Annotated in this window: 3 protein-coding genes and 1 tRNA gene; 3 read left to right on the top strand and 1 reads right to left on the bottom strand. The window is 63.3% G+C overall.

Annotated features, from left to right (window positions below; genetic code table 11):
- Nucleotides 1-263 precede the first annotated feature (263 nt).
- The 3 genes from QIW53_RS09400 to QIW53_RS09390 all read left to right on the top strand — a co-directional run bounded on the left by QIW53_RS09400 (nucleotide 264) and on the right by QIW53_RS09390 (nucleotide 4,543).
- A tRNA-Met gene (locus QIW53_RS09400) sits at nucleotides 264-340 on the top strand.
- 265 nt (nucleotides 341-605) lie between these two features.
- Complete coding sequence (gene mprF, locus QIW53_RS09395; protein WP_371049366.1) at nucleotides 606-3,248, top strand: bifunctional lysylphosphatidylglycerol flippase/synthetase MprF; 2,643 nt, start codon at nucleotides 606-608, stop codon at nucleotides 3,246-3,248.
- Nucleotides 3,248-4,543, top strand: coding sequence for a virulence factor family protein (locus tag QIW53_RS09390; protein ID WP_371049364.1), 1,296 nt, complete (start codon nucleotides 3,248-3,250; stop codon nucleotides 4,541-4,543). Before mprF ends, QIW53_RS09390 begins: the two co-directional genes overlap by 1 nt.
- A gap of 238 nt (nucleotides 4,544-4,781) precedes the next feature.
- On the opposite strand, the gene QIW53_RS09385 is transcribed toward QIW53_RS09390, so the two are convergent.
- The gene (locus QIW53_RS09385) at nucleotides 4,782-6,683 is read right to left on the bottom strand and encodes a potassium transporter Kup (protein WP_371049362.1); all 1,902 of its coding nucleotides are present in this window, start codon (nucleotides 6,681-6,683) and stop codon (nucleotides 4,782-4,784) included.
- Nucleotides 6,684-6,783 lie beyond the last annotated feature (100 nt).

Genomic DNA, 6,783 nt, shown 5'->3' with positions numbered 1-6,783 from the left:
TGGAGCAGCCTGGTAGCTCGTCGGGCTCATAACCCGAAGGTCGTCGGTTCAAATCCGGCTCCCGCAACCAACATCAAAAAAGGCCACTCGAAAGAGTGGCCTTTTTTGTGCGCGTCGATTATGTAGGCCGAATGAGAAATCGTTGTGATTCCAAACCTTAGGCCTGCCCTGCGACCGTTTGCCGCGTTTCAGCACTTATTTGACCCCATGCCGTTTTAACGGTTGACACCCCGCCGTTCGCCTGTAGAATGCCGACCCACAGACGCGGGATGGAGCAGCCTGGTAGCTCGTCGGGCTCATAACCCGAAGGTCGTCGGTTCAAATCCGGCTCCCGCAACCAACATCAAGAAAGGCCACTCGAAAGAGTGGCCTTTTTTGTGTCTGTTGAAAAAGTCCTTTCGCAACAATGACCTGTCATTCTGATATGAAGCGTTCGCCGGCCACAACGCGCCTTGATCAGGCTATGCTGATTGGCAGATCGAACGTGACAGGCCATCGCCGGCCCTCGGTGAGAAGCGTTAAAATTTGTGATTATTTTTTTCTACAGGGATTGGTTACTTGGCTGGATACCCCCATCCTGTCGCGCACAATCCAAGAGGTGATTGATGCGCGCCAACTCGTCTGATCCACAAGACCCCGTCACCGCGACCCAACCGATCAAGGCCGAGCGTTTGCGCATCCTTGATCTGGTCAGCAAATACCGTCAGCCCATCGGCCTGGCGGTCACCCTGCTGCTGTTCGCAATCGCGCTGATTGCCTGTCGCCATCTGCTGAGCGAGCTCGATCTGTACGCTCTGCATGACTCGATCATGGAAGTACCGAAACCCGCCTTGTTCGGCGCATTTGCAGCGACCGTGGTCGGTTTCATCATCTTGCTGGGTTATGAGTGGTCGGCCAGCCGCTATGCTGGCGCCACCCTCGCACCGCGCACCCTTGCCCTCGGCGGGTTCACGGCATTCGCCATCGGCAATGCGATCGGCCTGTCCATGCTCTCGGGCGGCTCGGTTCGTTACCGCCTGTATGCACGCCACGGCCTGGGGGCGGCGGAAGTTGCTCGCATGACCTTGTTCGCCAGCCTCTCGCTCGGCTGCGCCCTGCCCCCACTGGCGGCGCTGGCGACACTCAGCAACCTGCCAGCGGCCTCCCTCGCCCTGGGCCTGTCCCAAACCTTGCTGGGCACGGTTGCCGCTGCGGTATTGTTGCTGTTCTGCGTTCTGGTCGTTGGCCTTTACCGTCGCCGTCTGCCGGAGCAACCTTATCGGGACAACCTGCTGGTCAGGATCGGCCGTCGTACCTTGCGCCTCCCGGGGCGTCGCCTGACTTTCCTGCAACTGGTGATCACCGCCCTGGACGTGGCCGCCGCCGCGACCGTGCTGTATCTGTTGTTGCCCGAGGCACCGCCCTTCGGTGCGTTCCTGCTGGTGTACCTGCTGGCCCTGGCCGCCGGCGTGCTCAGTCATGTGCCGGGCGGGGTCGGGGTGTTCGAGGCAATCCTGCTGGCCGCCTTCGCCGACAAACTCGGCGCCGCGCCGCTGGCCGCCGCCCTGCTGCTCTATCGCCTGATCTACGTGGTGCTGCCACTGCTGGTGGCGAGCCTGCTGTTGCTGATCAACGAAGGCCAGCGGCTCTTCCAGACCCGCCAATCGTTGCGCGCCGCCTCGGGCCTGGCCGCGCCGATCCTGGCGGTACTGGTGTTCCTCTCGGGGGTGGTGCTGCTGTTCTCCGGCGTGACCCCGGAAATCGACACCCGCCTGGAACACATCGGCTTCCTGATCCCCCATCGCCTGGTCGACGCCTCGCACTTTGGTGCCAGCCTGGTCGGCGTGCTCTGCCTGTTGCTCGCCCAGGGCCTGCGTCGGCGGTTGTCCGCTGCCTGGATGCTGACCACCATTCTGTTGCTGGTCGGCGCGGTGCTGTCGCTGCTCAAGGGCTTCGACTGGGAAGAAGCGAGCCTGATGACCCTGACCGCCGCCCTGCTCGGCGTGTTCCGGCGCTCCTTCTATCGCCCGAGCCGACTGACCGAATTGCCCTTCTCGCCGCTGTTTCTGGTAGCGAGCCTGTGTGTGCTGGGCGCATCGATCTGGCTGCTGCTGTTCGCCTACCAGGACGTTCCTTACAGCCATCAACTCTGGTGGCAGTTCACCCTCGACGCCGACGCCCCGCGCGGTCTGCGCTCCCTGCTCGGCGCCGCCGTGCTGCTGGTGATCGTGTCCCTGACCTGGCTGCTGCGCACCGCGCGCCCGGTGATCCACCTGCCAACCCCCGACGAACTGGAGCGCGCGCACAAAATCCTCATGGCCTCGGCCCAGCCGGACGGCGGCCTGGCGCTGACCGGCGACAAGGCGCTGCTGTTCCACCCCAACGACGAGGCGTTCCTGATGTACGCCCGCCGTGGACGCAGCCTGGTGGCGTTGTATGACCCGATCGGCCCGGCGCAGCAGCGTGCGGAAATGATCTGGCAGTTCCGCGACCTGTGCGACATCCACCATGCGCGCCCGGTGTTCTATCAGGTCCGCGCCGAGAACCTGCCGTACTACATGGACATCGGCCTGACCGCGATCAAGCTGGGCGAAGAAGCGCGGGTCGACCTGCAGCGCTTTGATCTCGAAGCCAAGGGCAAGGAGATGAAGGACCTGCGCTACACCTGGAACCGTGGCACCCGCGACGGCCTGTCGCTGGAGATCCATGAACCGGGTCAGGCGCCGATGGAAGAGCTGAAGGTGATTTCCGATGCCTGGCTCACCGGCAAGAACGTGCGCGAGAAAGGCTTCTCCCTCGGCCGTTTCAGCGACGATTACCTCAAGCATTTCCGTATTGCGGTGATTCGTTTCGAAGGGCGCCCGGTGGCGTTCGCCAACCTGCTCGAGACCTACGGCCACGACCTGGCCAGCCTCGACCTGATGCGCGCGCACCCCGACGCCCCCAAGCTGACCATGGAATTCATGATGGTCGGCCTGATTCAACACTATAAGAGTCACGGATACGCGCGCTTCAGCCTGGGCATGGTGCCACTGTCGGGGTTGCAACCCCGCCGCGGTGCACCCCTGACCCAGCGCCTGGGCTCGATGGTCTTCCGCCGTGGTGAGCAGCTCTACAATTTCCAAGGCTTGCGCCGCTTCAAAGACAAGTTCCAGCCTGACTGGGAACCCCGTTACATGGCCGTGCCCGCCGGACTCGATCCTCTGGTGGCCTTGGCCGACACTGCCGCCCTGATTGCAGGCGGCTTGACTGGATTGGTGAAACGCTGATGATTCAACGCTCCTTGCGCTACGTTTTGGGCACACTGATCGTGCTGGCCCTGATCCTTGGTGGCGGTTACTGGTACCTCAAGCGCCCGGCACCAGAACCGACCCTCGAACAACTGACTGCGGCCGACGGCACCGTCCTGACCCGCGTCATCCCCGGCAACACACCTCGCGCCCAGGTGCTGGTGGCGGTCACCGACGAACAAAAACTCAACGACAAACAACTGACGACCCTCAGCCGCAGCGGCTCGGCGCAGATCGTTCAGGTCATCCTGCCCAAGGAATGCCTGCTGCAAAGCCGCGCCCTGCAAACCGGGCTGAGGGAACTCAAAGGCCCGGCGACTCTGGTCAGCGGCATCGGCCCCGGCGCCGTGCTTGCCTGGCGCTGGTTGTCGGAACAGAAGGACGACAAGGCCCAGGCCGTATCGGTGGACCTGGCCCTGGAGAAACCCGGCTGCACGCACCTGTTGCCCAAAAGCGCCGCCCATGGCCACTGGCTGGTAGCGTGGAACGACAACCCGGACGACACCAGCGCCGGTTTCGTGCGCGACCAACCCAACGCCGAAACCAGCATCAGCGACTACGACATCAACCTGCCGCAAGTGCTGAACAACGAACTGCGCAAGCTGCTCGTCGGCGGCGACAAGGCGGCCGGCGGCCTGCAGATCCCCGTGGTTGAAGTGCCGGCCGGTCAGGCCCGGGACACCGTCACCTTGTTCCTCTCGGGCGACGGCGGCTGGCGCGATCTCGACCGCGACGTCGCCGGTGAAATGGCCAAGATCGGCTACCCAGTGGTCGGCATCGACACCCTGCGCTACTACTGGCAGCACAAGAGCCCCGAACAAAGCGCCCTGGATCTGACTGAACTGATGCAGCACTACCGGCAGAAATGGGGCACCAAACGCTTCATCCTCACCGGCTACTCGTTCGGTGCCGACGTGCTGCCCGCCATCTACAACCGCCTGCCCGAGTCGGAGCAACAGCGCGTCGACGCCATCATCCTCCTCGCCTTCGCCCGCACCGGCAGCTTCGAAATCGAAGTCGAAGGCTGGCTCGGCAACGCCGGCAAGGAAGCCGCCACCGGCCCGGAAATGGCCAAGCTGCCAGCGGACAAAGTGGTGTGCATCTACGGCGAAGAAGAAACCGACGAAAGCGGCTGCACCGACAAGACCGCCGTGGGCGAAGCGATCAAACTCCCCGGCGGCCACCACTTCGACGAGAACTACCCGAAACTGGCCCAGCGGCTGGTGGAAGTGATCGAGAAGCGGCAGGTGAAAGACGAGACGGCGCAGGAGTGATCTGAGCCCCGCCTGACAAAAAGCCCCCGCTACCTCATGGTAGCGGGGGCTTTTTTATCCCAGTGCCATACCGCCCCCCTCGTGGGAGCGTGCCTGTTCGCGGAAGCGGTGTATCAGACTTATCAAGAGTGGCTGACAGGATGCCTTCGCGAGCGAGCCCACTCCCGCAGGGACCTTCGTCAGATACAAAAAAACCCCGCTGGCGCAAGGCTGGCGGGGGCTTTTTGAAGTGGCGGGCTTACATCTCCACCTGCGTCCCCAACTCGATCACCCGATTCAACGGCAGGTTGAAGAACCGCAGGTTGCCGTTGGCGTTCTTCAGCATGAAGGCGAACAACGCCTCGCGCCAGCGGGCCATGCCTTCGAGTTTGGAGGCGATGACGGTTTCGCGGCTGAGGAAGTAGGTGGTGCGCATCGGGCTGAAGTCGAGGTCGTCCAGATGGCACAGTTTCAGCGCCTCCGGCACATCCGGCTCGTCGACGAAGCCAAAGTGCAGGATCACCCGGAAGAAGCCTTCGCCATGGGATTCGACCTCGAAGCGGCGGGTTGGCGGGACACGCGGGATGTCTTCGTAGACCACGGTCAGCAGCACCACCTGTTCGTGGAGCACCTGGTTGTGCAACAGGTTGTGCAACAGCGCGTGGGGCACGGCGTCCGGGCGGGCAGTGAGGAACACGGCGGTGCCCTGAACCCGGTGCGGCGGCTGAACGCGGATGCTGCTGATGAAGATCGGCAGCGGCAACCCGCCTTCATCCATGCGCTCCACCAGCAACTGCTTGCCGCGCTTCCAGGTGGTCATCAGGACAAACAGCGCGATACCGGCCACCACCGGAAACGCCCCGCCCTGGATGATTTTCGGCACGTTGGCAGCGAAGTACACACCATCCACCAGCAGGAAACCCAACAAGACCGGCACCGCCAACACGGGTGGCCATTTCCACAGCAACAGAATGACCGCCGACACCAGGATGCTGGTCATCAGCATGGTCCCGGTCACCGCCACGCCGTAGGCCGAGGCCAGGGCGCCGGAGGATTCGAAGCCGAGCACCAGCAGGACCACGCCGACCATCAGCGACCAGTTCACCGCACCGATGTAGATCTGGCCCTGTTCGGCGCTGGAGGTGTGCTGAATGTGCATCCGAGGAATGTAGCCCAGCTGGATCGCCTGGCGGGTCAGCGAGAACGCACCGGAAATCACCGCTTGCGAGGCAATCACCGTCGCCAGGGTCGACAGGCCGACCAGGGGGATCAGCGCCCAGCTCGGCGCCAGCAGGTAGAACGGGTTGCGCGCTGCTTCCGGGTCACCCAGCAGCAAGGCGCCCTGGCCGAAGTAGTTCAGCACCAGCGCGGGCAATACGAGGATGAACCAGGCGCGGGCGATTGGCTTGCGCCCGAAGTGGCCCATGTCGGCGTACAGCGCTTCGGCACCGGTCAGCGCCAGCACCACCGCGCCAAGGATCGCGACGCCCATGCCTGGGTGGACGATGAAGAAACGCACGCCCCACACCGGGTTCAGCGCCTTGAGCACTTCCGGGTGTTGCAGGATGCCGTAGACGCCCAGCGCCCCGAGCACGACGAACCAGGTGACCATGATCGGCCCGAACAGAATGCCGATGCGCGCCGTGCCGTGGCGCTGGATCAAAAACAGCGCCACCAGCACGATCAGCGACAGCGGCACCACCCAATGGTCGATACCATCAAAGGCGAGTCCCAGCCCTTCGATGGCCGAGAGCACGGAAATCGCCGGCGTGATCATGCTGTCGCCATAAAACAGCGCCGCACCGATCAGCCCGCAGACCACCAGCAAGGTGCGCAGCTTCGCATGCCCGGCAGCCGCCCGACGCGCCAGGGCGGTCAGGGCCATGATTCCGCCCTCGCCCTGGTTGTCGGCGCGCAGGACGAACATCATGTACTTGATCGACACCACCCAGATCAGCGACCAGAAGATCAGGGCCAGGATGCCCAGCACGCCGTCGTGGTTGACCGGTACGCCATATCCCCCGGAAAACACTTCCTTGAGGGTGTACAACGGGCTCGTGCCGATATCGCCATAAACCACCCCGACCGCCGCGACCAACATGCCGATCGGCTTCGTCGCCGAATGCTCGGCGCCCGCCGCGTGACTACTTGCCTGACCCATCCACCACTCCCACTACTTTATGAAGGCATGCGCCGTCTTACTTGTTGTTACAGTCGTTTTCTTGACTCTAGAAATCGGTAAAGCATAAAGGCGCGAAGCA

Source organism: Pseudomonas fluorescens (assembly GCF_041354075.1).
Taxonomy (GTDB): domain Bacteria; phylum Pseudomonadota; class Gammaproteobacteria; order Pseudomonadales; family Pseudomonadaceae; genus Aquipseudomonas; species Aquipseudomonas fluorescens_CE.
The sequence above is the reverse complement of the archived record's forward strand: the minus strand, read 5'-3'. Positions and strand labels throughout refer to the sequence as shown.

Excerpts from the sequence above, each read along its gene's own strand:
- mprF (WP_371049366.1), top strand. The coding sequence starts at position 606 with ATGCGCGCCAACTCGTCTGATCCACAAGACCCCGTCACCGCGACCCAA.
- QIW53_RS09390 (WP_371049364.1), top strand. The coding sequence starts at position 3,248 with ATGATTCAACGCTCCTTGCGCTACGTTTTGGGCACACTGATCGTGCTG.
- QIW53_RS09385 (WP_371049362.1), bottom strand. The coding sequence starts at position 6,683 with ATGGGTCAGGCAAGTAGTCACGCGGCGGGCGCCGAGCATTCGGCGACG.